Origin of the sequence: Halomonas sp. S3-1-1 (assembly GCF_023757625.1) — a bacterium.
In the GTDB taxonomy this organism is placed as follows: Bacteria; Pseudomonadota; Gammaproteobacteria; order Pseudomonadales; family Halomonadaceae; genus Vreelandella.
In genome coordinates this window covers 90,473-117,450 of sequence record NZ_JALGBZ010000002.1, presented here as the reverse complement: position 1 = coordinate 117,450, position 26,978 = coordinate 90,473, and the positions used below count along the sequence as shown (strand labels likewise).

Genomic DNA, 26,978 nt, shown 5'->3' with positions numbered 1-26,978 from the left:
CTCTCCGCAGTGGGCGGGCGATTAGATCAGGCTATCTTCGCCGTCCGCGTCATCTGCTGCGGCGACCTCTTCCTCTTTTTTAGGTTCGGCCTTGGCCAGTAGCTGATCGCGGATCTGGCTTTCGATCTCTTCCATGATCTCCGGATGCTCTTCCAGATACTGGGAAGCGTTGGCCTTGCCCTGACCGATCTTGCTGCCCTTGTAGCTGTACCAGGCACCGGCCTTGTCGACCAGGTTGCACTGCACGCCCAGATCGATCACTTCGCCGGCGTGGTAGATGCCCTTGCCGTAGAGAATCTGGAACTCGGCCTGGCGGAAAGGCGGTGCGACCTTGTTCTTCACGACCTTCACGCGGGTTTCGTTACCGGTGACCTCATCGCCGGTTTTCACCGAGCCGGTGCGGCGAATATCCAGACGCACGCTGGAGTAGAACTTCAGCGCGTTACCGCCGGTGGTGGTTTCGGGGCTGCCGAACATGACGCCGATCTTCATGCGGATCTGGTTGATGAAGACGACCAGGCAGTTGGCGTTTTTAATGTTGCCGGTGATCTTGCGCAGCGCCTGGGACATCAAACGCGCCTGCAGGCCAACGTGGGCGTCGCCCATTTCGCCTTCGATCTCGGCGCGCGGGGTCAGTGCGGCCACGGAGTCGATGATGATGACGTCGACCCCTCCCGAGCGCACCAGCATGTCGGTGATCTCGAGCGCCTGTTCGCCGGTGTCCGGCTGGGAGACCAGCAGGTCATCCAGGTTGATGCCGAGCTTTTCCGCGTAGCTCGGGTCGAGCGCATGCTCGGCGTCCACGAACGCGCACACCTTGCCCTGCTTCTGCGCCTGGGCGATGACCGACAGCGTCAGCGTGGTCTTGCCCGAGGACTCCGGGCCGAAGATTTCAACGACCCGCCCGTAGGGCAGACCGCCAATGCCGAGCGCGATATCCAGCCCCAGCGAGCCGGTCGATACCGACGGCATGACCACACGCGGCGCATCGCCCAAGCGCATGACGGTGCCCTTGCCGAACTGACGGTCGATCTGGCTGAGCGCGGCGTTCAGTGCTTTGGTACGGTTTTCATCTTGAGCCATGTAAAGCGTCCTCGTAACAACCTGTATAATTAGCCAGTATTATGCCAAATATTGGCCGCAAAACCTATCCCTGTCGTGCTATTTATTTCCGTGATGGCCCGGCCGTGAGCGCGCTCTTAAAGCGCTGATGAGACGGTTTTTTACTCGACGGTATTAGCGCGAAAGGCGCAGGATCAAAGCGATCATCGCCTCGCGCACCGCCTGCTCGCGTACCGCTTGCCGATCGCCGGGAAACACGAAGCGCTGGGCGCGCTGTTCGCGCTCATTGCCGACGCTGAGCCACACCAGCCCCACGGGCTTGTCCGCGCTGCCGCCGCCGGGCCCGGCCACTCCGCTGACCGCCACGCCCAGATCGGCGCCGCTTTCGCGACACGCTCCGCGTACCATCTCGTCGACTACCGCTTCGCTCACCGCCCCCTTGGCGTCGAGAGTTTCAGTCGAAACGCCCAAAAGCCGGGTCTTGGCCGCGTTGGAGTAGGTAACGAACCCGGTTTCGAAGTAGGCGGAGCTTCCGGCTGCCGAGGTGATCATGGAGGCAATACCACCCCCGGTGCAGGACTCCGCCGTGGTCAGCGTTACGTTTTGCGCCACGCAGAGCTTGCCCAGGCGCCTGGCAAGCAGCGCCACATCGAGATTTTTCAAGCCGGATACGTCAGCCACTCTGCAGACTCCTTCATGTCAGCGCTGTGTTCAGCGTAGAATACTGCGTTTGTGTTGCCTATAGAACCAGCACACGGAACTCGAACACCGCCCACGGCCACGCCTTGCCGTGGGCCACGCCAAGCCAGGACGTCCATGTCACAAAGCCCCGCGCATACGCCCATGATGGCGCAGTATCTGAAGATCAAACGCGACCACCCGGAAGTGCTGCTTTTCTACCGGATGGGGGATTTTTACGAGCTGTTCTTCGACGATGCCCGCCGCGCCGCGGCGCTTTTGGATATCACCCTGACCGCCCGCGGCCAAAGCGGCGGCAAACCGATTCCCATGGCCGGCGTTCCCTATCACAGCGCCGAAGGCTATCTCGCCCGGCTGGTTGCTGCCGGTGAATCCGTGGCGATCTGCGAGCAGATCGGCGACCCGGCGACCAGCAAGGGCCCGGTGGAGCGCCAGGTGGTGCGCATCGTCACCCCGGGCACGCTGCACGACGAGGCGCTGCTCGACGCTCGGCGCGATAACGTGCTGGTGGCACTGTCACCCGGCCGCGAGCGCTTTGGGCTTGCCTGGCTCGAGCTCTCCAGCGGGCGCTTCAACGTGCTCGAGGTCGAAAGCGAAGCGGAGATGCTCGCCGAGCTGACACGACTGGCGCCGGCGGAGCTGTTGGTGCCTGAAAATCTGACGCTGCCCGAGGCCTGGTCGCAAAAGCGCAGCCTGCGCCGCCAGGGCGAGTGGCTGTTCGATTTGGAGAGCGCCACGCGAAGCCTGTGCGATCAGTTCCAGGTGCAGGATCTGCGCGGTTTTGGCTGCGCGCACCTCTCTACTGCGCTGGTCGCTGCCGGCGTGCTGATCGACTACGCCCGCGACACCCAGCGCTCGCGCCTGCCCCACGTCACCGCCATCACCGTCGAGAACCGCGACGACGCGGTCGTCATCGACGCCGCCAGCCGGCGCAACCTGGAAATCGACACCAACCTCGGCGGCAGCACCGACAACACGCTGGCGAGCGTGCTCGATACCTGCGCCACGCCCATGGGCTCGCGGCTATTGAAGCGCTGGCTAAACCGCCCGCTGCGCCAAACCGAGCTGGTGAAAGGCCGCCAGGCCGGCGTCGCGCTTTTGAGTCTGGACGCCGCCTACATGGGGCTTCGCGAGGCGCTTGGCGAGCTTGGCGACATCGAGCGCATACTGGCGCGCGTGGCGCTCTACAGCGCCCGCCCGCGGGATTTGGCCCGGCTTCGCGATGCGCTCAACGCACTCCCCGAACTGCAGCGCCTGCTGGAGGCGGTGGAAAGCGGCAGCGCCATCGACACGCTCAAGCCTCACGTTCGCCCCTATCCCGAGATGGCGGACACCCTGACCCGGGCGATCATCACCAACCCGCCGGTGGTGATTCGCGACGGCGGCGTGATCGCACAAGGCTTCGATAGTGAGCTCGACGAGCACCGCGGACTTGCGGAAAACGCCGGCGAGTATCTGGTCGAGCTCGAGCGGCGCGAGCGCGAGCGCACCGGGCTTTCGAACCTGAAGGTGGGCTACAACCGGGTGCACGGCTACTTCATCGAGCTGCCCCGCGCCCAGGCGCAGCAGGCGCCGGCGGAGTACATTCGCCGCCAGACGCTGAAAAACGCCGAACGCTTCATCATCCCCGAGCTCAAGGAGTTCGAGGACAAGGCGCTGTCGGCAAAGTCCCGTGCGCTGTCGCGGGAAAAATGGCTTTATGAGCGCCTTCTTGGCGAGCTCAACGCCCATCTTCACGCGCTGCAGGCCACCTCTCAGGCGCTTTCCGAGCTCGACGTGCTGTGCGCCTTCGCCGAGCGCGCCGAGGCGCTTGGCTGGGTGCGCCCGACGCTCAGCCAGGAAACCGGCATTCACGTCACCGCCGGGCGCCACCCGGTGGTCGAGCACGTCAGCCAAACGCCTTTCGTGCCCAACGATATCGCGCTCTCCCCCACGCGGCACATGCTGGTCATCACCGGCCCCAACATGGGCGGTAAATCGACCTACATGCGCCAGACCGCGCTGATCGCGCTGCTCGCCCACTGCGGAAGCTTCGTGCCCGCCGCGCAGGCCGAGATCGGCCCGCTCGATCGCATCTTTACCCGCATCGGCTCCTCCGACGACCTCGCCGGCGGGCGCTCCACCTTCATGGTGGAGATGACCGAAACCGCCAACATCCTGCACAACGCCACCGACCAGAGCCTGGTACTGATGGACGAGATCGGCCGCGGCACGAGCACCTTCGACGGCCTGTCACTTGCCTGGGCGAGCGCCGAACAGCTGGCGAACACCAAAGCGCTGACGCTCTTCGCAACGCACTACTTCGAGATGACCGCCCTGCCGGAACAGGCCGAAGGCGTGGCGAACATTCACCTGACCGCCACCGAGCACGGCGACACCATCGTGTTCATGCACCGCATCGAAGCGGGGCCGGCAAGCCAAAGCTACGGCCTGCAGGTCGCTCAACTGGCCGGCGTGCCCGGGGGCGTGATCCATCGCGCTCGCGAAAAGCTTGCAACGCTCGAGCAGCGCGACGTCGACGAGCAGCAGCGCACGGCGCCCGCGGCAAGCGCGCCGCTTCAAAGCGATCTGTTCGCCAGCGCCCCGCATCCGGTGGTAGAAGCACTTACCAACGTCGACGTGGACGATCTATCGCCGCGAGAGGCGCTGGCGCTGATTTATCAGTGGCGCGAGCTTCTATGACGGGCCAGTTCGCGCTTGCCGCAGCCCGGCACCGCCTCTAGAATACTCGGCATACGTTTTAGCTTATAAAAAGCGGTTAGCTTATAACCATTCACGATTAACAATCATTTACGATTACCGTGGCCGCCGGCGGCCTGGCAAGAGGAACCAACCGATGACGTTTGTCGTTACCGAAAACTGCATCCAGTGCAAATATACCGACTGCGTAGAAGTCTGCCCGGTCGACTGTTTTTATGAAGGCCCGAACTTTCTGGTGATCCACCCCGACGAGTGCATCGACTGCGCGCTGTGCGAGCCGGAGTGCCCCGCCGAGGCGATCTTCTCCGAAGACGAGCTGCCGGATGGTCAGGAGCCCTTCATCGAGATCAACGCAGAGCTCGCCGACGTGTGGCCGAACATCAGCGAGAAGAAAGACCCGCTGCCGGACGCCGAAGAGTGGGACGGCAAGAGCGGCAAAATGGACAAGCTCGAGCGCTGAGTCCTGCCCTGCCCCTGCACACGAAAAAGCCACCCGAAGGTGGCTTTTTTTGGGCCTGAAAACGCGTGCTAGGCGGCTTTCGGCGTCCCCAGCTCGTCGGACTCGGCGGCGAAGATCGCCCCGTCGTGCTGGCCCAGTAGCCGGCTGGTCACCGTGCCTGCGGTCATGGAGCCGTTGACGTTGATCGCTGTACGTCCCATGTCGATCAGCGGCTCGATCGAGATCAAAAGCCCGGCCAGCGCGATCGGAAGATCCAGCGTCGAGAGCACGATGATCGCGGCAAACGTCGCCCCGCCGCCAACACCGGCGATGCCGAAGGAGGCCAGCGTCACCACCAGCACCAGGGTCGCCAGAAACTCGAGCGAGAGCGGATCAATCCCCACCGTCGGCGCGATCATCATCGCGAGCATGGCAGGATAAAGCCCCGCGCAGCCGTTCTGGCCGATGGTGGCACCGAAGGAGGCGGCGAAGTTGGCGATCGCCGGCGGCACGCCGATACGGTCCACCTGGGCTTCGATGTTGAGCGGAATAGTCGCCGCGCTCGAACGCGAAGTGAACGCGAACGTCAGCACCGGCCACACCTTCTGGAAGTAGCGCAGCGGATTGACACCGGCGCCGGACAGAAACAGCGCGTGCATCACCAGAATCAGGCCAAGGCCGATATAGGAGGCCACCACGAACCCTAACAGGCCGAGAATATCGCCGATGTCGGACGTGGCGACCACCTTGGTCATCAACGCCATGACGCCATAGGGTGTGAGACGAATCACCATGCGCACCAGGCGCATGATCCACTTCTGCACAACGTCGATGCCGTCGATCAGCCTGTCGCCGAGTGCGGCGTTCTCGCGCTTGATGCCGAGTGCCGCCATGCCCAGAAAAGTCGCGAAGATCACCACGCTGATGATCGAGGTCGGGCGCGCGCCGGCCAAATCCTGGAAAGGATTGCTGGGAATGAAGGACAGCAGCAGCTGCGGCACGGTCAGATCCGCGACCTGGGCGCTGCGCTCGATGATGTCCTGGCCGCGCTCGAGCTCACGCGCGCCCTGAACGAGCCCTTCGGCGGAAAGCCCGAACAGCTGGGTCATGCCGATACCGATGATCGCGGAGATTGCCGTCGTGATCATTAGCATTGCCAGTACGCCAACGCTGATCTTGCCCAGCGAACTGGCGTCGTGAAGCCTTGTGACCGCCGAGAGGATCGTCACCAGCACTAAGGGCATGATGATCATCTTGAGAAGCTGCACGTAGCCGCCGCCGACCAGGTTGACCCAGTCAATGGTGCCGGTGAGCGTGTCGGTGCCGGCGTAAAGCCCCTGAAGCGCGGCGCCAAGCAGTACGCCAACGATCAGACCCACCAATACCACACGCGAAAGGCTCGCGCCGCGGCGCTGCCAGCGCGCCAGCAGCGCGATCGCCAGCGCAAAAATCAGTACGTTTATCGCTACCCACCAGGGCATGGTCGTCGCCTCCATAAAACCAGGCCGGTGCGGAATGCACCGGACAACGAGCAGACCAAACGATAGCCTGCTAACTCGGACGCGACATGGTAATTAATCGTAGAAAGGAATAACAATGCATTTTTCTTATAACTATCGATAGGTAACCATCGATAGGATTCGCGCTAACGCCAGGAAGCCCTTGCCCTTCGTGAGTACGTTGGTGTCGATGCCCATCACCGGCGCATAAAAAAGGCGACCCGTAGGCCGCCCGCTCCAAGCACTTCCTTTTACCACATCCTGTGTCAACACTCCTCGGTGTCCTCCTTGCCGGCGCCTCGTTCACTGTGGCTCCGGCGCACCGCTTCTTTCGCTCTCTATCCTGCCTAAAGCATCCTTGCCTCCCCTTGTCCTGACGCCAGTGTGGCAGAGATGTGCCGCGACGCAAAAAGCGCTCGTCATTAAAAAAGGCGAGCCCGGAGGCTCGCCTTGAAATTAAAGTTACTTATAAATCAAGCACTTAAAAACAACGTTATAAAGAAAGCTATTTATTTATAGTGCTTTAATACTATTTTCTTGGGATTAAGTAAGCGATCTCTTACATTTGATTAAGCAATCGCTTACAAGCGAAGCGCCTGTGCTCACTGACCCTTGATCGCTTTTAGCCCGGGGTAGTCGACGTTTCCAAGCTCCGCCTCGATCATCAGCAGGCGGTTGTACTTGGCGACCCGGTCGGAGCGGCACAGCGAGCCGGTCTTGATCTGGCCCGCGGCGGTGCCCACCGCTAGATCGGCGATGGTGGTGTCCTCGGTTTCACCGGAGCGGTGTGAAATCACCGCGGTGAAGCCGGCGTCCTGGGCCATCTGGATCGCATCCAGCGTCTCGGAAAGCGAGCCGATCTGGTTGAACTTGATCAGAATGGAGTTGCCGATCTTCTCGTCGATGCCGCGCTTGAGAATTCTGGTGTTGGTCACGAACAGGTCGTCGCCAACGAGCTGCACCTTATCGCCAAGCTTGTCGGTAAGCGCTTTCCAGCCGTCCCAGTCGGACTCGTCCATGCCGTCCTCGATCGAGACGATCGGATAGTCGTCGCAGAGCCCGGCGAGATAATCGGTGAAGCCCTGTGCATCAAAGCTTTTGCCTTCGCCGGCCAGATTGTACTGGCCATCCTTGTAAAACTCGGAGGAAGCGCAGTCGAGCGCCAGCGTCACGTCAGTGCCTAGCGTGTAGCCGGCATCGCTCACCGCCTGCTTGATCACCGCGAGCGCCTCAGCGTTGGAAGAAAGATTCGGCGCGAAGCCGCCTTCGTCGCCCACGGAGGTGGAGAGCCCTTTGGCGGAGAGCACTTTCTTCAGCGCGTGGAAGATCTCGGCGCCCACTTGTAGCGCTTCGCGGAAGCTGGCCGCACCCACGGGCTGAACCATGAACTCCTGAATATCGACGTTGTTATCCGCGTGCTCGCCGCCGTTCAGGATATTCATCATCGGTACCGGCATGCTGTAGTGACCCGGCTTGCCGTAGAGCTCGGCGATGTGAGCGTAGAGCGCCACGCCCTTGGCATTGGCCGCTGCCTTCGCCGCGGCAAGCGACACCGCGAGAATGGCGTTGGCGCCCAGATTCGCCTTGTTGTCGGTGCCGTCGAGTTTCAGCATGGCGTCGTCCAGGCCGCGTTGATCGCGCGCATCCATGCCGACCAGCGCCTCGCGGATGCTGCCATTGACCGCCTCGACCGCTTTCAAGACACCTTTACCGAGATAGCGCGCCTTGTCGCCGTCGCGAAGCTCCAGCGCCTCGCGCGAGCCGGTGGAAGCGCCGCTCGGCGCGCACGCCTGGCCTACCGCGCCGCTTTCCAGGCGCACCGTGGCGCTTACGGTGGGGTTGCCGCGGGAGTCGAGCACTTCCAGCGCGGTGATATCCACAATTTTGGTCATGACAGCGTCCTTTTTGATTATCAGTCTACTAAATAGCGATGTTTCCCGTGAGCGCCGGCCATGGCGTTGGCACCCATCGCGCGCCTAGCGAATCACGAGCGGCTCGAAACCTTTTACTAGCGCGTCGAGCTGTGAAAGCTGGGTCAAAAACGGTTTGAGCTGATCCAGCGGCAGCGCACACGGCCCGTCGCACTTGGCGTTATCCGGGTCCGGGTGCGCTTCCAAAAAGAGCCCGGCCAAGCCGACGGCCACCCCGGCGCGGGCGAGCTCCGCCACCTGTGCCCGGCGCCCGTCGGCGCTATCCGCGCGCCCGCCGGGGCGCTGGAGCGCATGGGTGACATCGAAAAAGAGCGGGTAGCCGGTCTCTTTCATGTCGCCAAAGCCGAGCATGTCCACCACCAGGTTGTTGTAGCCAAAGCTCGACCCGCGCTCGCAGAGCATCAGGCGGTCGTTGCCGGCCTCATTGAACTTGGTGATGATGTGGCGCATCTCGTGCGGGGCCAGAAACTGCGGCTTCTTGATGTTGATCGCTGCCCCGGTTTTGGCCATCGCGACCACCAGATCGGTCTGGCGAGCCAGAAACGCGGGTAGCTGGATGATATCCGCCACTTCCGCCGCCGCCGCCGCCTGGTGCGGCTCGTGCACGTCGGTGATGATCGGCACGCGGTAGCGCGCCTTGATATCGGCGAGTATCTGCAGCCCTTTCTCGAGGCCCGGCCCACGATACGAGTGGACCGAGCTGCGGTTGGCCTTGTCGAAACTCGCCTTGAACACGTAGGGCATGGCGAGTGCTGTGGTCGCCTCGACGTAGGCGGCGGCCACCTCATCGGCAAGTTCGGCGGACTCCAGCACGTTCATGCCGCCGAGCAGCATTAGCGGCAGGGAGTTGCCGGCACTCAGGCCGGCAATGTCGATATGGCGCTCCTGGGAAGCCATCGTCGCTCCTTACTCGTGGGGCGCGGCGTGAGCGCGGGTGCGTTGCGCCTTGTGCTCGACCGCGGCGTTAACGAAGCCCGAAAACAGCGGGTGGCCGTCGCGCGGCGTGGAGGTGAACTCCGGGTGGAACTGACACGCCACGTACCAGGGGTGACCGGCAAGCTCGACCATCTCGACCAGCGACTGATCCACGCTCTTGCCGGAGATCACCAGCCCCGCTTTTTCGAGTTCGTCGATGAACTGGTTGTTCACCTCGAAGCGGTGGCGATGGCGCTCGACGATCTCGTCACTGCCGTAGGCCTCGCGAGCGCGGCTGCCCGCCTTCAGGTGGCACACCTGGCCGCCCAAGCGCATGGTGCCGCCCAGGTCAGAGGCCGCGTCGCGAAGCTCGATCTTGCCTTCACTATTGAGCCACTCGGTAATCAAGCCGACCACCGGGTGCTGGGTGTCATGGGTGAACTCGGTGGAGTTGGCGTCCGCCCAGCCGGCCACATTACGGGCGTACTCAATCACCGCAACCTGCATACCCAGGCAGATGCCTAAGTACGGCACGTTGTTCTCGCGCGCGAACTGAGCGGTCTTGATCTTGCCTTCCACGCCGCGCTCGCCAAAGCCGCCGGGCACGAGAATCGCGTCCTTGCCGGCCAGGCGCTCGGTGCCGTGGCGCTCGATGTCTTCGGAGTCGATGTAGTCGACGTTGACCTTGATACGCCCCTGAATACCGGCGTGAATCAGCGCTTCGTTGAGCGACTTGTAGGCGTCCAACAGCTCCATGTACTTGCCGACCATGGCGATGCTCACCGACTTCAGCGGGTTGAGCTTGGCATCGAGTACCTTCACCCACTCGGAGAGATCTGCAGGCTCGGCTTCCAGGCGCAGCTTGTCGCAGACGATGTCATCGAGGCCGTGCTCGTGAAGCATCAGCGGAATGCGGTAGATGGTATCGGCATCCTGAAGCGGGACCACCGCGCGCTCTTCGACGTTAGTGAACAGCGCGATCTTGCGCCGCTCGCTCTCTTCGAGCTCGACTTCGCTGCGGCAAATCAGGATATCCGGCTGGATACCGATGGAGCGAAGCTCCTTGACGCTGTGCTGGGTCGGTTTGGTCTTGGTCTCGCCGGCGGTCTTGATGTAGGGCACCAGCGTCAGGTGCATGAAGATCGCCCGGCTCGCGCCCTGCTCGCTTCGAATCTGACGAATGGACTCCAAAAACGGCAGCGATTCGATATCGCCGACGGTGCCACCGATCTCGACCAGCGCCACGTCGAAGCCTTCACCGCCGTCGTAGACGCGCTGCTTGATCTCGTCGGTGATGTGCGGGATGACCTGCACCGTACCGCCCAGGTAGTCGCCGCGGCGCTCCTTGCGCAGCACGTGCTCATAGACCCGGCCGGTGGTGAAGTTGTTGCCCTGGGTCATCCTGGTACGAATGAAGCGCTCGTAGTGGCCCAGGTCCAGGTCGGTTTCGGCGCCATCCTCGGTGACGAACACCTCGCCGTGCTGGAACGGGCTCATGGTGCCCGGATCCACGTTGATGTACGGGTCGAGCTTGAGCATGGTGACCTTAAGGCCGCGGGCCTCTAGAATCGCCGCCAGCGAGGCCGACGCGATGCCCTTGCCAAGAGAGGACACAACGCCGCCGGTCACGAAGATATATCGTGTCATGGAAAACCTGTAAGAACGTGATCAGAAGGCACGGCAGAAAGCCACACCAGGATGGGATGACAGAATACCAGAGCTCGCCCAAAGGCTCAATTTGAACCGTTGGGTTAGCACGTCGGGTACCCCTATCGACAGGTCGCTGGCTAAAGCCTGCTCCTACAGCGGTGTTGCCACCATCACCTTCCGGGACTCCCCGAGCCACGCCATAAAAAACGGGCCGTGTTGCCACGGCCCGCATTGGTTATTCCAAACGTTACATTAAACGCAGCACTTACACGCCCAGGTAATCCAGCATCCCCTCGGCGGCCTGGCGGCCTTCGTAGATGGCGGTGACCACCAGATCCGAGCCGCGGACCATGTCGCCGCCGGCGAAGATCTTCTCGTTGGTGGTCTGGAAGGCGTACTGGCCGTGCTCCGGGGCCTTGACCAGGTTGCGCTCGCAAACGTCGATGCTCGAGCCTTCGAACCAGGGAATCGAGCTTGCCTGGAAGCCGAAGGCGACCACGACGGCATCCGCCGGGATCACTTCTTCTGAGCCGGGCACGATTTCCGGGCGGCGGCGGCCGTTTTCGTCGGCGTCACCCAAGCGGGTACGTACGACCTTCACGCCTTCCACCTTGCCTTCACCGACCACGGCGATGGGCTGGCGGTTGAAGAGAAACTCCACTCCCTCTTCGCGGGCGTTGGCCACCTCGCGGCGCGAGCCTGGCATGTTCTCTTCGTCGCGCCGGTAGGCGCAGGTCACGCTCGCCGCGCGCTGACGGATCGAGCTGCGGTTACAGTCCATCGCCGTATCGCCGCCGCCGAGCACCACCACGCGTTTGCCTTCCATCGAGATGTAGTCTGCCGGGTCCTTCTCGAAGCCCAGGCGCCGGTTGACGTTGGCGATCAGGAAGTCGAGCGCCTTGTAGACGCCGGGCAGATCTTCGCCGGGGAAGCCGCCTTCCATGTACTGGTAGGTGCCCATGCCGAGGAACACCGCGTCATACTCCTGCACCAGGGTATCGAACTCGATGTCCACGCCGATCTCGACGTTCAAGCGAAACTCGATGCCCATCTCCTCGAACACCGCGCGGCGGCGCTCCATGACGTTCTTTTCGAGCTTGAACTCGGGGATACCGAAGGTCAAAAGCCCGCCGATCTCCGGGTGGCGGTCGAACACCACGGGCTTGACGCCGTTGCGCGCGAGAATGTCCGCCGCGCCCAGGCCCGCGGGACCTGCGCCGATGATCGCGACCTTCTTGTCGGTCCAAACCACCTTCGACATGTCCGGGCGCCAGCCCATGGCAAAGGCGGTGTCGGTGATGTACTTCTCGATCGAGCCGATGGTGACCGCGCCGAAGCCATCGTTGAGCGTGCAGTCGCCTTCACAGAGGCGATCCTGGGGGCAGACGCGCCCGCACACTTCCGGCAGCGAGTTGGTCTTGTGCGAAAGCTCCGCGGCTTCGATGATGTTGCCTTCCACTACCAGCTGCAGCCAGTTGGGAATGTAGTTGTGTACCGGGCACTTCCACTCGCAGTACGGGTTGCCGCAGTGCAGGCAGCGGTGCGCCTGACTCGCCGCGTCCGTCGGCTTGAACGGTTCGTAGATTTCGGCGAACTCTTTCGCGCGCGTATGCGCCTCTTTTTTCTGCGGGTCCTTACGACCCACGTCGATAAACTGGAAATCGTTGTTCAAACGGTTGGCCATGATCTCTCTCCTCTCGGCGATGGACACATTCGGATTACTGCGGCTGACGCCGAGATTGATCCAGCAGACTTCCCAGACTCGCCGCCTTCGGCTTCACCAGCCAGAAGTGGCGCGCGTAGTCGCTGAAGTCTTCCAAAATGGCTGCCCCGCGCTTGGAGCCGGTCTCGGCCACGTAGGCTTCGATCATCTCGCGCAGGTGGCGACGGTACGCCTCCATCGCCTCGGTGTTGACCCGGTGAATCTCCACCAGCTCATGGTTGTACTTGTCCACGAAGCTGCGCTCTTCGTCGAGCACGTAGGCAAAGCCGCCGGTCATGCCCGCGCCGAAGTTGACGCCGGTTTCGCCGAGCACACAGACGATGCCGCCGGTCATGTATTCGCAGCAGTGGTCCCCCGCGCCTTCGATCACTGCCATGGCGCCGGAGTTACGCACGCCGAAGCGCTCGCCGGCCACACCTGCGGCGTAAAGCGTGCCGCCGGTGGCGCCGTATAGGCAGGTGTTGCCGACGATCGAGGTCTTGTGGCTTTCAAACTCACTGACCTTCGGCGGCACGATGACGATGCGCCCGCCGTTCATGCCCTTGCCGACGTAGTCGTTGGCGTCGCCTTCGAGATACAGATTAAGGCCCCGCGCGTTCCAGACGCCGAAGCTCTGGCCGGCCACACCGGTGAAGTGGGCGTTGATAGGCGCCTCTTCCAACCCCTCTTCGCCATAGCGCTTGGCGATGGCGCCGGACGAGAGCGCGCCGACGCTGCGATCGCAGTTGGTGATATCGAAGCTGAAGTCGCCGCCGGAGCGGTTCTCGATGGCGCTCTTGAGCGCTTCGAGCACTTCCTGGTTTTTCGCGCCCGGGTCGTGAGGCACGTTGCGGCTGACGGTACAGAACTGCGGCGCGTCCGCCGGCACGAAGTCGTTTTTCAACAGCGGCGTCAGGTCGAGCCCGCGCTGCGAGGCGGTGCGCCCTTCCACCACTTCGAGCAGATCGGTGCGGCCGATCAGGTCGGTGAGCTTACGCACGCCCATCATCGCCATCAGCTCGCGCACTTCTTCGGCAATGAAGCGGAAGTAGTTCTTGACCATGTCGACGGTACCGCGGAAGTGCTCGCCGCGCAGGTAGTCGTCCTGGGTGGCGACACCAGTGGCGCAGTTGTTCAGGTGACAAATCCGCAGGTACTTACAGCCCAGCGCGACCATGGGTGCGGTACCAAAGCCGAAGCTCTCGGCGCCGAGAATCGCCGCCTTGATGACGTCGAGCCCGGTTTTCAGGCCGCCGTCGGTCTGCAGGCGAATCTTGTCGCGCAGGCCGTTGATGCGAAGCGCCTGATGCACTTCGGGCAGGCCCAGCTCCCAGGGGGAGCCGGCGTGCTTGATCGAGGTCAGCGGGCTCGCCGCGGTGCCGCCGTCGTAGCCAGAGACGGTAATCAGATCCGCATAGGCCTTGGCAACGCCGGTCGCGATCGTACCGATGCCGGGCTCGGAGACCAGCTTGACCGAGACCTGGGCTTCGGGGTTGACCTGTTTTAGGTCGAAAATCAGCTGCGCAAGATCCTCGATCGAGTAAATATCGTGGTGCGGCGGCGGTGAAATCAGCGTCACACCGGGGACGGCGTAGCGCAGCTTGGCGATGATGTCGTTGACCTTGCCGCCGGGCAGTTGGCCGCCTTCGCCGGGCTTGGCGCCCTGGGCGACCTTGATCTGCAGCACTTCGGCGTTGACCAGGTACGACGGCGTCACACCGAATCGGCCCGAGGCGATCTGCTTGATCTTGGAGCTTCTGATGGTGCCGTAGCGGGCGTGGTCTTCGCCGCCTTCACCGGAGTTGGAGCGCCCCCCGGCTTCGTTCATCGCCTGGGCGAGCGCCTCATGGGCCTCGGGCGAGAGCGCGCCGAGCGACATGCCGGCGCTGTCAAAGCGCGGCAGCAGCTCATCGACAGACTCCACCTCATCGAGCGCGATGGAATCGCCGGACTGCTTGAGTTTGAGCATGTCACGAATGGTCGCCACCGGGCGCTCGTTCACCTGTTGGGCGAACTTCTTCCACTTGGCGTAGCTGCCTTCCTGCACGGCGGCCTGCAGCGTCATGACCACGTCAGGATTGTAGGCGTGATACTCGTAGCCGTGAACGTACTTGAGCTGGCCGCCCTGGGAGATACCCTTGCGCGGCGTCCAGGCGTCTTTCGCAATCAGCGTTTGCTGCATCTGCAGCTCGCTGAAGCCGGCGCCCTGGATGCGCGAGGCCATGCCCACGAAACAGGTGTCCATGATCTCGTCGTTGAGGCCGACCGCTTCGAACAGCATCGAGCCGCGGTAGGAGGCGAGCGTCGAGATCCCCATCTTGGAGAGAATCTTGAACAGCCCCTTCTGCAGGCCCTTACGGTAGTTCTCGCGGGCGTCCGCCGGGTTGCCGGTCAGCTCGCCGACGCGGTGCATGTCCGCCATGACCTGATAGGCAAGCCACGGGTAGACCGCCGTGGCGCCCACACCGAAAAGCACCGCCATCTGGTGGGCGTCACGGGCGTAGCCGGTTTCGACGATGATGTTCGCCATCGGGCGCATGGCAAGACGGCCCAGGTGGCTGTGCACGGCGCCGACGGCGAGCGCGGACTGAATCGGCACTTCACCCTTGGGCAGCTCGGCATCGCTGAGCACCAGCAGCACGCAGCCCTCTTTCACCTGACGCTCGGCCTTTTGGCACAGCGCGTCGACGGCCTGCTTGAGGCTGGTCTCGTCCGGATTGTAGCCAAGGCTCAGCTGGCAGCTGGCAAACGCCGGATCATCCTGGCTAACCAGCGCGGTGAACTTGCGCGGCGACAGGATCGGCGTGGTCAGAATCAGGCGGTGGGCGTGCTCCGGGGTCGCCTTGAAGACGTTGAGCTCGGCGCCGCAGCAGGTTTCCAGCGACATCACGATCGCTTCGCGCAGCGGGTCGATCGGCGGATTGGTCACCTGGGCGAATTTCTGGCGGAAGAAATCGGTCAGAAGACGCGGGCGGCTCGACAGCACCGCCATCGGCGTATCGTCGCCCATGGAGCCAACCGCCTCCTGGCCGCTTTCCGCCAGCGGGCGCAGCAGTTGGTCGCGCTCTTCGAACGTCACCTGGAACATCTTCTGCTGCACGTTGAGCGCATCAGTGTCCATGCTCTGAAAGCGCGCAAGCTCGGTCAGCGCCGACTCTAGATAGCTCGCCTGCTCTTTCAGCCAGCGCTTGTAGGGGTAGGCGGACTTCAGACGGTTGTCGATGTCGTCGGTATGCAGCACTTCGCCGGTCTGGGTATCGACGGCGAGCATCTGCCCCGGGCCGACGCGGCCCTTGGCCACCACGTCTTCTGGCCTGTAGCCGTAGGTGCCGGTTTCGGAGGCGAGCGTGATGTAGCCGTTTTTGGTCATCACCCAGCGCGCCGGGCGCAGACCGTTACGGTCGAGCATGCACACCGCTTGGCGGCCGTCGGTCATGACCACGCCGGCCGGGCCATCCCAGGGCTCCATGTGCATGGAGTTGTACTCATAAAACGCGCGCAGCTCGGCGTCCATGGTCTCGACGTTTTGCCAGGCCGGCGGCACCATCATACGCACGGCGCGGTGAAGCTCCATGCCACCGGTAAGCAGCACTTCGAGCATGTTGTCCATGCTCGAAGAGTCGGAACCGGTGGTGTTGACCACCTCGTCGAGCTTGACGATGTCCGGCAGTTGCTCGCTTGCGAAGTTGGCCTTGCGCGAGTTCGCCCAGCCGCGGTTGGCCTCGATGGTATTGATCTCGCCGTTGTGGGCGAGTAGACGGAACGGCTGGGCCAGCGGCCAGCGCGGTGCGGTGTTGGTCGAAAAACGCTGGTGGAAAACGCAGATCGCGGTTTCCAGGCGCGAATCGTTCAGGTCCTTGTAGAACGCCGGCAGATCTTCCGGCATTACCAGGCCCTTGTAGGAGACGACCTCGGAAGAAAGCGAGGCGACGTAGAAGTCCTCCTCCTTCTTCAGAGCCTGCTCGGCGTAGCGCCGCGCCATGAACAGATCGACGGTGAAGTTGGCGCTGTCGCCGGGCTCGACGAAAATCTGTTCGATACGCGGCAGGCAGTCGAGCGCCATCGGGCCGCACACGCTCGAGTCGGTGGGCACTTCGCGCCAGCCCAGGCGCTTCAAGCCTCGGCTATCGAGCTCGCGCTCCAGCGTCTCGCGGGCGGTTTGGGCGCGCGCGTCGTCATTGGGTAGAAAGATGACGCCCACGGCGAAGTGCTCGCCGGGCTCGATATCCAGCGCTTCTTTTGCGACATCGCGCATGAACCGGGTCGGCATTTTCAGCAGCAGCCCGCAGCCGTCGCCGGTTTTGCCGTCGGCGGCGATACCGCCCCGGTGGGTCATGCAGGTCAGCGACTCGATGGCGGTTTTAAGGAGATCGTGACTGGCTTCTCCTTGCATGTGCGCGATAAGCCCAAAACCGCAGTTATCGCGAAACTCGCCAGGCTGATGAAGACCTTTGTTCATGGGCGTGCCTCTAGTCAAGGTGTTTTACTGGCAGCGAACTTGTGCTTTAATGACGGGTTTTCTTTTTATTCTGACTTGCCTTTCCCGCCCGAGCCCCCTGCTCTTTGGCGTTCGCTGCCGCAGGAAAATGGCCGCTCAGCATAGCCACTTGCCCCTACCTGGCGCAATCGCCCGACCGCACCAAAATTCTCAAAACTCTCGCCAAATCCTGTATTTGCAGTACCAGTCAACCAAAAAACATAGCCCCGTCAACCACTTAAGCCGGCACCTCGCGTAGCCTGCGTGAGCCCGAACGCCACATAGACTTTAGTCTTACAATTCGGCATTTCTCCATGCCGATAACGCATACGGCATACCGATTGGCGCAACTGTTGGCTTTACGCATGACCCAAACGCAGAAAACCCGCCACGGTGGCGGGTTTTTGAGAGCGCCGGGCGGCGCCTTTTATCGAGACGAATAAAGCAAAGCAGTGCGCTATTCGCTTCGCGGGTAGCGCCGCAGCAGCTCTTCCAGCGTATCCGGCGGCGTCTCATCGCTGATCACCGCCTCGCCCAGGGCATTTAGCAGTATCAGGCGAAGCCGGGCCTCGACGTTCTTCTTGTCCAGGCGCATGCGGCTGAGAAAGTCCTCGACATCCATGTTCGCCGGTGCAGCCAACGGCAGCCCGGCGCGCTCGATCGCCGCCCTGGCGCGGGTGAGTGCCGGCTCGTCGATCATGCCAAGCTCGAAAGAGAGTGTGGCCGCCATCGCCATGCCGGCGCCGACCGCCTCGCCGTGTAGCCAGTTACCGTAGCCCTGGTGCGCCTCGATGGCATGGCCGAAGGTGTGGCCCAGGTTCAACAGCGCGCGCACGCCCTGCTCGGTTTCGTCCTCGGCGACGATATCGGCCTTGATTTGACAGCTCACCGCGATCGCCTCGCTGACGGCCTCGGCATCCGTGCGGCGAAGCGCGTCCATGTTCTGCTCAAGCCAGCCAAGAAACGCCACGTTGCGAATCAGGCCGTACTTGATCACTTCGGCAAGCCCAGCGGAGAGCTCGCGCGGGGGCAGTGTGGCCAGCGTGTCGGTATCGATCAGCACCGCGCGGGGCTGGTGGAAGGCGCCGATCATGTTCTTGCCCAGCGGATGGTTGACGCCGGTTTTGCCGCCTACCGAAGAGTCCACCTGGGAGAGCAGCGTGGTAGGCACTTGAATGAACGCCACCCCGCGCTGGTAGGCGGCGGCGGCGAAGCCGACCATGTCACCGATCACCCCGCCTCCAAGCGCCACCAGCGTGCAGCGGCGGTTGAAACCGGCCCCTAGCAGCGCATCCCAGATACGCTCGACCTGTTCGAGGTTCTTGTAGCGCTCGCCGTCGGGTAGCGACAACGTGCGTACGTCGCACTCGTCGGGCAGCGCGTCGATCAGCGCCTGCAAGTAGAGCGGCGCAATCGTGTCGTTGGTTATCACCATCACCTGACGCCCCGCCAAATAAGGCGCCAGCAGGCCGGGCTCACTCAACAGAGCGCGGCCGATATGAATGGGGTAGCTGCGCTCGCCGAGCGCCACGTTGAGGGTGCGCCGGGCGCTTGCGGTCATGAGGATACCCCGGAGTCGGTGAGCTGGCGGCTTTCCAGCAGGTCGTTCAAGCGCCGCGCGCGACGCAAAATGTCGTTGACCACCGCGCGCGGGCTTCGCCGGTCGGTGCGTACGGTAATGTCCGATGTCGCGCGGTAAAGCGGGTCACGCAGTAAAAACATGTCCTTGAGCACCTGTTCGCGGTCGACGCGCTGCAATAGCGGGCGGTTCTTGTCGCGGGCGGTGCGCTTGAGCTGCTGCTCGACGGTGGTGAGCAGGTACACCACGGTGCCGCGCTCGCGCAGCGCTCGGCGGTTCTCTTCGCGCAGCACCGCGCCGCCTCCGGTGGCCAGCACTACCCCAGAAAGCCTGGTGAGCTCGTCGATCATCTGCACTTCGCGCAGGCGAAAACCGGGCTCGCCTTCGACGTCGAAAATCCAAGGGATATCCGCACCGCAGCGGTCCTGAATTACGTGGTCACTGTCATGAAACGTGCGCGAAAGCTCCGCGGCCAGTAAACGGCCGATGGTACTTTTGCCGGCTCCCATCGGGCCGACCAGAAAAAGATTGGGTAAATCCTGCATCAGCGAACCGCCAAACCATCATCGAGTAGTCGTGGAGTAATAAACACTAACAGCTCTACCTTCTCATTGCTCTCCTGGTTGTAGCGAAACAGCCGACCCAAAAGCGGCAGATCGCCCAGAAGCGGCGTTTTAGAGATTTGGCTGAGCTGTTCGGTAGTCAAGATACCGCCCAGCACCACGGTTTGGCCATTGTCCACGAGTACCTGGGTCTCGATCTGATTGGTATCGATGGGCGGCTCGCCGCCGAATTCGCTTTCGCGGAAGCTGTCGTTCTTGATCACCAGATCCATGATGATGCGGTTGTCCGGGGTGATCTGCGGGGTCACCTCGAGCGAGAGCTCGGCCTCCTTGAACTGAGTGTCCGGATTACCCTGCACGTCCACGCTCTGAAAGGCGCGCTCCTCGCCCTGGCGAATGGTCGCGGTGCGCTGGTTGGCGGTGATGATGCGCGGCTGGGAGATCGTCTGGCTCTTGCCCTCGCTCTCCAACGCTCGAAGTTCGAGATCCAGCAGCACGTCGCCGGAGAGATAGCCGAAGCTGAACCCGGTGCCACCGATCGCCCCGGGCCCAAGATCCACGGCGAGCCCGCCCTGAGCGCGACTGATGCCATTGGGATTGATATCGCGACGAGCGTATTGTCCAGTATCTTCGTTGAGCTGGAAACCGCGAGTGCTCGACGCTCCCCAGTTGATGCCAAGCTCACGCGAAGCGGTGTCGCGCGCGATGACGATACGCGCCTCGATCTGTACCTGGCGTACGGCGACGTCGAGCCGGTCCAGGGTGGCCACGATTTCGCGAAGCTGGTCGGCTGTATCCTGTACCAGCAATGTATTGGTGCGCTGGTCCACGCTGACCCGGCCGCGGTCGGTCAACAGGCCAAAGCCTTCGGCGCCGCGCAAAAGCTGGGCGAAATCCTCGGCGCGGGCGTAGCGCACCTCGATGAATTCGGTCACCAGCGGCGCCAGCGTTTGGCGCTGGTTGCGCGACTCGATCTCCTGACGCTCGACCTCGGCAAGCTCTCCGGCCGGGGCGATCACGATCACGTTACCCTGCTCGCGGCTCGACAGCCCCTGGCTTTGCAGAATCAGCGCCAGCGCCTGATCCCAGGGTACGTCGTTCAGGTTCAGTGTGACTCGACCTGTGACGCTGTCGCTGGCGACCAGGTTGAGCCCGGTAAACTCGGCAAGCGTGGCCAGCACCGAGCGCACCTCGATGTCCTGAAAGTTGAGGCTCAGCCGGTCTCCGGTAAAGCGCTCTTCCGCCCCTTGGGAAAGCGAATCCGCGGGCGTGGCCACAGGCTCGACGTCAACGGTCAGCACCCGTCCGCTTTGCGAGGAGAGCAGCGCATACGGCCCCTGAGTTTGTAGCTCGAGCTGGGTACCCGTAGCGGTGGTGCGCGGCGTGATGCGATTGATCGGCGTGGCGAAGTCGGTGACATCGAGAATCTGGTCGAGCGACGCGGGCAGCGTGACGCCCGGCAAGGAGGCGTTCACTACGCCAAGCCCCGCCTCCTCGACGCGGGCGTTTACTCCGCTCTGACTGAACGTCACCAGAAGCCGCCCGGCGCCATTGGTGCCGCGGCGAAAATCGATGTCCTCGATTTGCGGCCCGCTGGCGGCGGCAGGTGCCGGACGCGGTGTCGGTGTGGCGGCGGGAACGCTGGCGGCGCTTACCGTCGACGCTGGCGCGACCGGCGGCTGGGAGCCAATGGCGGTGGGGGTAAGAAATACGCTGAGCCGGCTCGGTGAGGCCGCCGAGCGAAACGTGTGCGCCCCGCTTAAATCGACGATCAGGCGCGTGCGCCCGCCGCCTTCGATGGTGGTAATGCGCTCTACACCGCCTTGCCCCACTGCCTGGCTTCGCTCGGCGAGCCCATTTTGTGTATTGGCCAGATCCAGCGCCAGCCGCGGCGGCGCTTCCAGCGCGTAGCCGGTCAGCTCGCCCGGCGCGCCGTCAAACGAAAGCAGCAGCTCGACCTCGCCCTGAGGCGCGTCACGCACCTCCAGATCGGTCAACAGCGCCGCCGAGGCAAGCGCCGGGCAAGCAAGCAGCGACAGGGCGAGCAGACAAAACGCGGTACGGCGGGCAATGGTGATCATAAACAGGGATGTCCAAATAAACGTCCAACGAAAATGGTTGTTCAACCGCAGTGCTTGAGCGCCTCAAGGCTGCAGCGACAGGGCGGCCGGGCTCGTTTGCCACCCTTGCTGCTCGTCAAGGATGCGCTCGATCAGCGTGACCTCGTCCAGCGTAATGTGGGTAATTTCCCCGTAGTTGGTACCCAGGTGGTTGCCTTCGCGCACGGTGACGACGCTGCCGTCCGGCGTTGCGATCAGGGCGACGCGCTGACCGCCCATTTGAAGCGTGCCCACCAGGCGTAGCGACGGGAGTGCAAAGGCCTCCAGCGGCTCTAACGGGCGCTGAGTATCCGGCGCCAGAGCGCTGTTGCGAGTAGCGATTGTCTCACTGCGCGTGAGCCGTTCAGGCGCCAAAAACGGGCTACGCGACTCGCTATATCGATAGTTTAATAATGCAGGCTCGGGAAACGGTTGGGCATCGATGGCCACCGGCACGTTCGGCGCGCGCCGAATCTCGGCAAGCGTGACGTCGAGCTGGTCGAGCATGGCGTCGTTGCAACCACATAGCAAAACGGCCAGCAATAGCGGTAACAGCGCGCGCTGGATCATGGCGCCACCTCTTCGGTTCGAGCCTCGTCGATAAAGGTATAGGTGCGCGCATCCAGCGTTAGCCGCAGCGACTCTCCCGGCGGCTCGATGGCGGTAAGGGTCAAATCGTGCTGGGTCACGATCCGCGCCAACTGGCTTATATCGGCAACGAAGCGGCCCAACTGGTGGTAGCCGCCGCGCACCTGGATATCCAGCGGATGCTCGATGTAGTGCTCGTTGGCCACCGGCGCGCCGAGGCGAATCACCTCGATGGTAAGACGATTATCCACCGCCGCATCGCTGATGCTGTCCAGCAGCGACGGAATCTCGACATTGGTCGGCAGCATCGCGCGCATGCGCTCCATATGACCGCCAAGGGTTGCCAACTGGCTTTGAACGTTGGGCAAGAGTGCCACTTCCGAGGCCTTGACGCGGTAGTCGCTAAACAGCCGCGCTTCCTCGCGTTTGGCTTCGGCAAGGCCGGCGCGTTTTTCGCTCACCTGCCAAGTCATTAAGGCCCCAAAGGCGACGGCAAACACTAGCACCACGCACAGCGCCTTCAAAAAAATCGGCCAACCGCCCGCCTCTTTTAGATCGAGACTTTGCATCTCGACTTCCTTGAGGCGCTGCCACTCTTGGCGCGCCCGAGCTTTGCTCATCACTGGGCGGTCTCCTCGGTCGTCGCACTGGCCTCAACGGTATGTAGCGTTTGCATCATATCGAAGCGAAAACGCCGCCCCTGCTCGTCCGGCGCGCTGGTGACTTCCGACAGCACCGGTACCGCGAAGCCCGGCACGCGGGCCAAGCGGCGAAGCTGCTCGGACACCTGGCGCTCGTCGTTGGCCGTTGCCGTCAGGCTCACCCGCGGGCCTTCGCGGCTGAGCTCTTCGTAGACCACGCCGTCGGTCAAACTGGCCGCCAGCGCATTGAAGAGCTCGACGGTATCGATGCGCTCATTTTGCAGCGTATTGAACAGCGCGAGCTGCTGGTTGAGCTGAGCGACATCCTCCTGGTAGCGCTTGACGTCTTCGATCTGCTGATCGAGCTGCTCGATGTGGCGGACGATATAGTCATTTCGTATCGCCTGTTCATCGAGCTCCTGCTGATAGATCAGCGAAACGCCAAGGGCTACCAGAATGCCCATCGCGAGCGACAGCGCCAGCACGCCGTAGAACTGTTTGGTGCGCCTCTCCCGGCGCGCTTCGCGCCAGGCCAGCAGATTGATATTGATGTTCACTGGCTCACCTTCATGGCAAGCCCACAGGCGGTGAGCATCGCCGGCGCGTCGCTGGTAAGCCCTTTGACATTGATTCGTGGGCGCAGCTTCATGCGCTGGAACGGATTGGCCTGAGTCACCGTGAGGTCGTTCTCCTGGGCGATGCGCTCGGCAAGGCCCGGAATCACGCTCGACCCGCCAGCCAGTACCAGGTGCTCCACGCGCCGCTTACGCCCAGCGGTGTAGTAAAGCTGCAGCGAGCGGCCTACCTGCTGCACGACGGTGTCGATGAAGGGATTGAGCACGCTATCCTCGTAGTCGTCCGGCAGCCCGCCACGTTTTTTGGCGAGCCCCGCTTCTTCGTTGGTCAACTCGTAGCGCTCGCGAATGGTATCGGTAAGCTGGCGCCCCCCATAAACGGTGTCGCGACTGTAAATGATGCGCCCATTGTCGAGTACATGAAAAGCGTTCATGTTCGCGCCCAGGTCCACCAGCGCCATGTTTGCCTTCGCTTCCTCGGCCACGTTGAGTTGACGCCGTAGCTCGCTGAATACGCGCTCCACGGCGAAGGTTTCGACATCAACCGCCGCGGGCTCGAGCCCTGCCTGCATTAAGGTGTCGGTAAGCTGGCTGACGTCACTCTGACGACACGCCACTAAAATCACCTGCTGCTGATTTTCGTCACCGGGGACCGGTCCTAGACACTGAAAATCGAAGGCCACCTCATTGAACGGAAACGGAACGTGGCGGTCGTACTCATCTATGATTCGAGCCTCTATTTCGTCTTCGCCAAGAGAGGCAGGGTACGTAATGAGACGGGTGATCGCCGCACTCGCCGGTATTGCCACGGCGGCCTTGCGAGTTGAAGGCTTGGCGTGTTCGACGGCGGCTCGAAGTACCCGAGCTACATCGTTGATATCGCGGATACGCCGCTCCACCACTGCGCCTTCCTTAAGCGGGCGAACGGCGTAGCTTTGTACCTGGTAGTTGGTATCCAGCTGTTTAAGCTCTAAAAGCTTAACGGTGGCCGAGGTAATATCGACCCCGATCAATCCCTTTCCAGACGTTGATAGGCGCATGGGATCCCGTTTGGTTTTATCGTTTTACCGAGCGTGTAGCGAGGTTACCTTATTTTTAACAGCGCGACACGTTAAGACCAACAAGGCATATCAACACTGGTGGCCGATGGATAGGCTTCTTATAATGGTGCCCAATTGCGCAATACGGCGAGTTGGACGCCGTACCTCTTTTATCTCCACGGGTGCCCTCTGTTCATGACGTTTTTACGAACCCTTCTCGTGTCACTGTTCTCCGCGGTGGTTGCCCTCGTGGGCGCCACGGCGCTGGCCGTGATCGCCGCTGCTATCTACTTTTCGCCCGGGCTTCCCGATGTCCGCCAACTGCAGAATTTCGAGCTCCACACCCCGCTTCGCATCTTCACCAACGATGGCAAGCTGATTGGCGAGTTCGGTGAAGAGCGACGTATGGTGGTGGATTACGACGAAATCCCTCAGAACATGATCAATGCATTGATCGCCGCCGAGGACTCGAGCTTCTTCGAGCACGCAGGCGTCGACCCGCGAGGCCTGGCTCGCGCCGCGGTGGAGCTTGCCAGTAGCGGCGGTGCAATCCAGTCCGGCGGCTCGACCATCACCATGCAGGTCGCGCGTAACTACATGCTGACGCTGGATCAGACCTTCACGCGCAAGATTCGCGAGATCCTGCTCGCGCTGCAGATGGAGCAGGTGCTCTCCAAGCAGCAGATCTTCGAGCTCTACGTGAACAAGATCTTTCTGGGCAACCGCGCCTACGGCATCGCTACCGCCGCGGAAACCTACTACGACCGCCCGCTCTCCGAGCTAACGCTTGCCGAAACCGCGATGATCGCCGGTCTGCCCAAGGCGCCGTCGGCGTTCAACCCGCTGGCCAACTCCGAGCGCTCTTTGATCCGCCGCAACTGGATCCTGTTTCGCATGCGCGAGCTGGGCTATATCGATAACGACACCTACCAGGCCTCGGTGCAGGAGCCCGTTACCGCGCGTCGTCACTATACGCAAACCGAAGTGGACGCCTCCTACGTTTCGGAAATGGCGCGCCAGTTCGCCGTCGAGCGCTTCGGCGACACCGCCTACACCGGCGGCTACCGCATCTATACCACCATCGATAGCGAGCTCCAGCCCGCCGCACGTCAGGCGCTGGCCGATGGTCTGATCGAGTACGACCGCCGTCACGGCTGGCGCGGACCGGAGCAGAGCGACATCGCCGCGAGTCTGGTCGAAGCCCAAGAGCAGACCACGACCCAAGGGCTCGAGGAAGAGCTTTCCGAGTCGCCGGAAATTCGCCAGACCGCGCGCCAGGCCGCTGAGCGCAGCCAGACTGAGATCGAAGGCATCGACGGCGACGTCTCCAACTGGCTTCAGGTGCTCGAGCGCACGCCCAATTACGGGCTATTGCAGCCGGCCATCGTGGTCGAAAGCAGCGGCCGCGAAATGCAGGTGCTGACCCGCGACCGGGAGCTTAGAACCATCGGCTGGGACGGCCTGAACTGGGCCCGCCAGTACCTGAGCCCGCGAAGCCGCGGCGGCGAGCCCGGAAGCGCAGATCAAATCGCCGTGCGCGGCGACCTGATTCGCGTAGTGGAAAGCGACGACGGCTCAGTGCGTCTTTCCCAGCGCCCGGACGTCGAGGGATCGCTGGTAGTGCAGGACCCGCGCACCGGCGCCATTCTCGCGCTGCAGGGCGGCTTCGATTTCAACGCCAGCAAGTTCAACCGTGCCATTCAGGCTCAGCGCCAGTCCGGCTCGATCTTCAAGCCGTTCATCTATCTCGCCGCGCTCGACGACGGCGGCATGACCGCGGCCAGCGTGGTCAACGACTCGCCCCTGGTGGTAGATGACGGCAGCGACTCGCTGTGGCGGCCGATGAACTCGAGCCGCGACTTCCAGGGCCCGATGCGCTTGCGCCCGGCGCTGGCCCGCTCGCGCAACCTGGTCACCATCCGGGTGCTGCAGTCGATGGGCATCACCCCGACCATCAACTATCTGGAAGGCTTCGGCTTCTCGGTGGACCGCCTGCCGCGCGGGCTGTCGCTGGCACTCGGCAGCGCAAGCCTTACGCCGATGGAGATGACCAACGCCTACGCGGTCATCGCCAACGGTGGCTTCCAGGTCTCGCCCTGGTTCATCGAGCGCGTCACGCGTAACGACGACCGCGACATTATCGACGAGGCCACGCCCAGCATCGCCTGCGCTAGCTGCGCCGAGGGCCAGCAAAGCGTCGAGATCGAAGGCAAGAGCTACCCCATCGCCAAACGCGTGGCCGACCCGGCGGCGGTGTACATCCTGCGCGACATGCTGCGCGACGTCATCACCTCGGGCACCGGGCGCGCCGCGCTCAGCCTCGATCGCGACGATATAGTTGGCAAGACCGGCACCACCAACAACCAGCGCGACGCTTGGTTCGCCGGCTTCAACAGCAATTTGGTGACCACGGTGTGGGTGGGCAAGGACAGCAACGAAACCACCGCCGAGTACGGCGCCAGCGCCGCCCTGCCGATCTGGATCGACTTCATGGGTCAGGCCCTGGCGGGTACGCCGTCGGCGCTGCCGGAGCGTCCGAGCAACGTGGTGACCGCGCGGGTCGATCCGGACAACGGCCGCCGGCTCTACGACAATCAGTCCGGCGGCATTTCAGAGCTGTTCCGCGAAGGTAACCTGCCCTCCTACCAGGCGCGCACGGTAAGCCGCGAGTTCGAGGAAGCGACCGGCTCCCAGGGCTCCGGCGCGGCTGAATCGATCTTCTAACGCTCGCTTGTCTTGCAAGAAGACGCTCTGAACGAAACGCCCTAAACGAAAAAGCCCGGAACGCCATGGCGTTCCGGGCTTTTTTATGGCGCTAA

The 26,978-nt window shown here is 62.7% G+C and carries 18 protein-coding genes; 3 read left to right on the top strand and 15 right to left on the bottom strand.

The window, feature by feature from the left end; translation table 11 throughout:
* Nucleotides 1-21: 21 nt before the first annotated feature.
* Nucleotides 22-1,083: a recombinase RecA gene (recA, locus tag MQW23_RS05610; protein ID WP_252106854.1), complete on the bottom strand. Its 1,062-nt coding sequence runs from the start codon at nt 1,081-1,083 to the stop codon at nt 22-24.
* Nucleotides 1,084-1,236: 153 nt separating this feature from the next.
* On the bottom strand, nt 1,237-1,743 hold the full coding sequence (locus MQW23_RS05605) for a CinA family protein (RefSeq protein WP_252106853.1): 507 nt from the start codon (nt 1,741-1,743) through the stop codon (nt 1,237-1,239).
* A 135-nt stretch (nt 1,744-1,878) separates the two neighbouring features.
* On the opposite strand from MQW23_RS05605, the gene mutS reads away from it, so the two are divergent.
* Both mutS and fdxA read left to right on the top strand, forming a co-directional pair.
* Nucleotides 1,879-4,443: a DNA mismatch repair protein MutS gene (gene mutS, locus MQW23_RS05600; RefSeq protein WP_252106852.1), complete on the top strand. Its 2,565-nt coding sequence runs from the start codon at nt 1,879-1,881 to the stop codon at nt 4,441-4,443.
* A 154-nt stretch (nt 4,444-4,597) separates the two neighbouring features.
* Complete coding sequence (fdxA, locus tag MQW23_RS05595; protein WP_252106851.1) at nt 4,598-4,921, top strand: ferredoxin FdxA; 324 nt, start codon at nt 4,598-4,600, stop codon at nt 4,919-4,921.
* 68 nt (nt 4,922-4,989) lie between these two features.
* On the opposite strand, the gene MQW23_RS05590 is transcribed toward fdxA, so the two are convergent.
* From MQW23_RS05590 to pilM, 13 genes are all read right to left on the bottom strand, one after another.
* Complete coding sequence (locus MQW23_RS05590) at nt 4,990-6,381, bottom strand: L-cystine transporter (RefSeq protein WP_252106850.1); 1,392 nt, start codon at nt 6,379-6,381, stop codon at nt 4,990-4,992.
* Nucleotides 6,382-7,001: 620 nt separating this feature from the next.
* Complete coding sequence (gene eno / locus MQW23_RS05585) at nt 7,002-8,291, bottom strand: phosphopyruvate hydratase (protein WP_252106849.1); 1,290 nt, start codon at nt 8,289-8,291, stop codon at nt 7,002-7,004.
* An 84-nt stretch (nt 8,292-8,375) separates the two neighbouring features.
* Nucleotides 8,376-9,227: a 3-deoxy-8-phosphooctulonate synthase gene (kdsA, locus tag MQW23_RS05580; protein ID WP_252106848.1), complete on the bottom strand. Its 852-nt coding sequence runs from the start codon at nt 9,225-9,227 to the stop codon at nt 8,376-8,378.
* Between the two features lie 9 nt (nt 9,228-9,236).
* Nucleotides 9,237-10,892 carry a CTP synthase gene (pyrG, locus tag MQW23_RS05575; RefSeq protein WP_252106847.1) on the bottom strand — a complete coding sequence of 552 codons (1,656 nt, stop codon included), beginning with the start codon at nt 10,890-10,892 and terminating at the stop codon, nt 9,237-9,239.
* A 268-nt stretch (nt 10,893-11,160) separates the two neighbouring features.
* On the bottom strand, nt 11,161-12,579 hold the full coding sequence (locus tag MQW23_RS05570) for a glutamate synthase small subunit GltD family protein (RefSeq protein WP_252106846.1): 1,419 nt from the start codon (nt 12,577-12,579) through the stop codon (nt 11,161-11,163).
* A gap of 34 nt (nt 12,580-12,613) precedes the next feature.
* Entirely contained in the window at nt 12,614-17,056 is a 4,443-nt protein-coding gene (gene gltB / locus MQW23_RS05565) for a glutamate synthase large subunit (RefSeq protein ID WP_252106845.1), read from the bottom strand.
* A 475-nt stretch (nt 17,057-17,531) separates the two neighbouring features.
* On the bottom strand, nt 17,532-18,635 hold the full coding sequence (aroB, locus tag MQW23_RS05560) for a 3-dehydroquinate synthase (protein WP_286086872.1): 1,104 nt from the start codon (nt 18,633-18,635) through the stop codon (nt 17,532-17,534).
* A complete protein-coding gene (gene aroK, locus MQW23_RS05555) occupies nt 18,632-19,198 on the bottom strand; it encodes a shikimate kinase AroK (RefSeq protein WP_252106844.1) in 567 nt (188 codons plus the stop codon). The genes aroB and aroK overlap by 4 nt, the downstream gene beginning before the upstream one ends.
* Complete coding sequence (locus MQW23_RS05550) at nt 19,198-21,297, bottom strand: type IV pilus secretin PilQ (protein WP_252106843.1); 2,100 nt, start codon at nt 21,295-21,297, stop codon at nt 19,198-19,200. Before MQW23_RS05550 ends, aroK begins: the two co-directional genes overlap by 1 nt.
* Before the next feature lie 63 nt (nt 21,298-21,360).
* Complete coding sequence (locus tag MQW23_RS05545) at nt 21,361-21,885, bottom strand: pilus assembly protein PilP (RefSeq protein ID WP_252106842.1); 525 nt, start codon at nt 21,883-21,885, stop codon at nt 21,361-21,363.
* On the bottom strand, nt 21,882-22,523 hold the full coding sequence (locus tag MQW23_RS05540) for a type IV pilus inner membrane component PilO (RefSeq protein WP_252106841.1): 642 nt from the start codon (nt 22,521-22,523) through the stop codon (nt 21,882-21,884). The genes MQW23_RS05545 and MQW23_RS05540 overlap by 4 nt, the downstream gene beginning before the upstream one ends.
* Nucleotides 22,523-23,101: a PilN domain-containing protein gene (locus tag MQW23_RS05535; protein ID WP_252106840.1), complete on the bottom strand. Its 579-nt coding sequence runs from the start codon at nt 23,099-23,101 to the stop codon at nt 22,523-22,525. The genes MQW23_RS05540 and MQW23_RS05535 overlap by 1 nt, the downstream gene beginning before the upstream one ends.
* The gene (gene pilM / locus MQW23_RS05530; protein WP_252106839.1) at nt 23,098-24,159 is read right to left on the bottom strand and encodes a type IV pilus assembly protein PilM; all 1,062 of its coding nucleotides are present in this window, start codon (nt 24,157-24,159) and stop codon (nt 23,098-23,100) included. The genes MQW23_RS05535 and pilM overlap by 4 nt, the downstream gene beginning before the upstream one ends.
* Before the next feature lie 195 nt (nt 24,160-24,354).
* On the opposite strand from pilM, the gene MQW23_RS05525 reads away from it, so the two are divergent.
* Nucleotides 24,355-26,883: a penicillin-binding protein 1A gene (locus tag MQW23_RS05525; RefSeq protein WP_252106838.1), complete on the top strand. Its 2,529-nt coding sequence runs from the start codon at nt 24,355-24,357 to the stop codon at nt 26,881-26,883.
* Nucleotides 26,884-26,978 lie beyond the last annotated feature (95 nt).

What these genes read in the sequence shown, in the direction of transcription:
- fdxA (WP_252106851.1), top strand. Translation starts at nt 4,598, where the DNA reads ATGACGTTTGTCGTTACCGAAAACTGCATCCAGTGCAAATATACCGAC.
- MQW23_RS05570 (WP_252106846.1), bottom strand. Translation starts at nt 12,579, where the DNA reads ATGGCCAACCGTTTGAACAACGATTTCCAGTTTATCGACGTGGGTCGT.
- MQW23_RS05550 (WP_252106843.1), bottom strand. Translation starts at nt 21,297, where the DNA reads ATGATCACCATTGCCCGCCGTACCGCGTTTTGTCTGCTCGCCCTGTCG.
- eno (WP_252106849.1), bottom strand. Translation starts at nt 8,291, where the DNA reads ATGACCAAAATTGTGGATATCACCGCGCTGGAAGTGCTCGACTCCCGC.
- pyrG (WP_252106847.1), bottom strand. Translation starts at nt 10,892, where the DNA reads ATGACACGATATATCTTCGTGACCGGCGGCGTTGTGTCCTCTCTTGGC.
- MQW23_RS05590 (WP_252106850.1), bottom strand. Translation starts at nt 6,381, where the DNA reads ATGCCCTGGTGGGTAGCGATAAACGTACTGATTTTTGCGCTGGCGATC.
- gltB (WP_252106845.1), bottom strand. Translation starts at nt 17,056, where the DNA reads ATGAACAAAGGTCTTCATCAGCCTGGCGAGTTTCGCGATAACTGCGGT.
- kdsA (WP_252106848.1), bottom strand. Translation starts at nt 9,227, where the DNA reads ATGGCTTCCCAGGAGCGCCATATCGACATTGCCGGCCTGAGTGCCGGC.
- pilM (WP_252106839.1), bottom strand. Translation starts at nt 24,159, where the DNA reads ATGCGCCTATCAACGTCTGGAAAGGGATTGATCGGGGTCGATATTACC.
- recA (WP_252106854.1), bottom strand. Translation starts at nt 1,083, where the DNA reads ATGGCTCAAGATGAAAACCGTACCAAAGCACTGAACGCCGCGCTCAGC.
- mutS (WP_252106852.1), top strand. Translation starts at nt 1,879, where the DNA reads ATGTCACAAAGCCCCGCGCATACGCCCATGATGGCGCAGTATCTGAAG.
- MQW23_RS05525 (WP_252106838.1), top strand. Translation starts at nt 24,355, where the DNA reads ATGACGTTTTTACGAACCCTTCTCGTGTCACTGTTCTCCGCGGTGGTT.
- aroK (WP_252106844.1), bottom strand. Translation starts at nt 19,198, where the DNA reads ATGCAGGATTTACCCAATCTTTTTCTGGTCGGCCCGATGGGAGCCGGC.
- MQW23_RS05540 (WP_252106841.1), bottom strand. Translation starts at nt 22,523, where the DNA reads ATGAGCAAAGCTCGGGCGCGCCAAGAGTGGCAGCGCCTCAAGGAAGTC.
- aroB (WP_286086872.1), bottom strand. Translation starts at nt 18,635, where the DNA reads ATGACCGCAAGCGCCCGGCGCACCCTCAACGTGGCGCTCGGCGAGCGC.
- MQW23_RS05545 (WP_252106842.1), bottom strand. Translation starts at nt 21,885, where the DNA reads ATGATCCAGCGCGCGCTGTTACCGCTATTGCTGGCCGTTTTGCTATGT.